Genomic DNA, 1,875 nt, shown 5'->3' with positions numbered 1-1,875 from the left:
CCGATCATGCCGTTGAGGCTGGCCAGCAGCGCGTCCGTCTCGAAGGCGCGCCCCCCGTCGGCGGCCTCGGCCCCGGAAGCGGACCCGCTCGCCGCGGCGCCCACGTCCTCCGGGAGCAGTTGCGCCAGTTCGACCCCGTCGCCGGCGCCGGCGGCCGAGAGCCGGTAGGCCTGGCGCCCGATCATCTCCTCGAAGACCTGGCGGGCGACCCGGGCGTTGCCGAACGACTCGGTCCGCGGCATCCCGTCGAAAAGCTGGGCCAGCGCGGCTCTGGTGTCGTACTCCAGCGAGTAGTGATGGGTGCTGCACAGCCGTTCGACGATCGTGACCAGCTCGTCGGTGCGGTAGCTGTCGAACTCGACGGTGCGGGAGAAACGCGAGGCGAGGCCGGGGTTCCCGGCCATGAACTGCCGCATCTGCGGGGAGTAGCCAGCGACCACGACCACCACCTCGTCGCGGTGGTCCTCCATCAGCTTCACCAGGGTGTCGACGGCCTCCCGACCGAAGTCATGGCCGCCGCCCCCGTCGACCGGGTTGAGGGTGTACGCCTCGTCGATGAACAGCACGCCGCCCAGCGCCTCGGTGAACTTCTGGGTGGTCTTCACCGCCGTACCGCCGATGTGTTCGGCGACCAGGTCGGCCCGGGACGCCTCGACCAGTTGGCCGGAGGTGAGCACCCCGAGGGCGGTGAGGATCTGGCCGTAGAGCCGCGCGACCGTGGTCTTGCCCGTGCCCGGCGCGCCGGCGAAGACCAGATGTCGCGACATCGGCGGGCGGGGCAGACCCGCCGCGGCCCGCCGCTGGGCGATCCGGTGCAGCCCGACGAGCGTGGCCACCTCCTGTTTCACCGCGGCCAGGCCGACCAGCTCGTGCAGTTGAGCGAGCAGCGGTGCCGCCGCGTCACCCGTGGTCGGATCCGGGGTGCCGGGCGCACCGCCGGGTGCGGCCCCCGGCGCCACCTCGCCCGCACCCGCCGCCACCTCGCCGCGCCGCGTCGGGGCATCCGGGTTGCCGGCACCGGGCACCGGCATCGAATCGCTGACCGGCGGGGTGACCGGGTCGGCCGACGGATGCAGGGCGGCGCCCGCCCGGCGAATCTGTTCCCGGCGGTTGCCCGAGACCGAGGCGGTGGTGAGGTCCACCGGCTCGGTCGTCTCCACCAGCACCCCATCGGCGCCGTTCTCGAAGATCTCCGACTGTACGAGGGCACCCCGCGAACCGGGCGCGAACCGCACGCCGAGCCCGGCACCGCCGCGGACCCGGCTGCGCCGCAACTTGAGGTCACCGGTCCCCTCGACCAGGATTCCGGCCTCGGTGGCGCCGCCGATCTCCGACGACGTGACGGTCGCCGTCCCGGCCCCGCCGACGACCAGCCCGAACCGGCCACCCCGCAGGCGTGCGTCGGTCAGCGCCAACCGCCCACCGGTGGCGAGCCGTACACCGGCCACGCCGCAACCGTCGATGGTGGCGTCGCGAAGTGCGCCCTGGCCACCGTCGGTGCACTGGACGCCGTATTCGAGGCAGCCGCCGATGGCGGTGCCGACGACCGTCGGCGCGGCGTCGGCGCGGATGATCAACCCGGTCCGGCCACCGGTGATCTCGCAGCCAACGAGCGAGCCGCGGGCCTCGGCTTCGAACAGGACGGTCACCTCGCCGGTGCCCGTCACCCGGCACTGCTGCAGGGTGGGCGCCGCGGTGCCGGCGACCGCGAGGACGGGGCCGGTCCCGGTGAGGTCACAGTCGGTGAGGCTGCCGGCGCCGGCCTCCAGCGCGAGCAGCGCGTGCCCACCCGCGCTGGCGACCCGGCAGCGCAGCAGGCTCGGCGCGGCGGAACCGGCGATCACCACACCGTGCCCGGCGGTCGCGTCCACGGTG

The 1,875-nt window shown here is 74.2% G+C and carries 1 protein-coding gene; it reads right to left on the bottom strand.

Annotated elements, in window-relative coordinates; translation table 11 throughout:
* Positions 1 to 1,875: right-handed parallel beta-helix repeat-containing protein (locus AB0M52_RS33620; protein ID WP_363961886.1), on the bottom strand; the 1,875-nt coding region annotated here is incomplete at both ends.

Source organism: Micromonospora sp. NPDC051296, assembly GCF_040682255.1.
GTDB classification, from domain to species: Bacteria; Actinomycetota; Actinomycetes; order Mycobacteriales; family Micromonosporaceae; genus Micromonospora; species Micromonospora craterilacus.
Note: the sequence above shows the minus strand (reverse complement) of the source record. Positions and strands in the feature narration are given on the sequence as shown.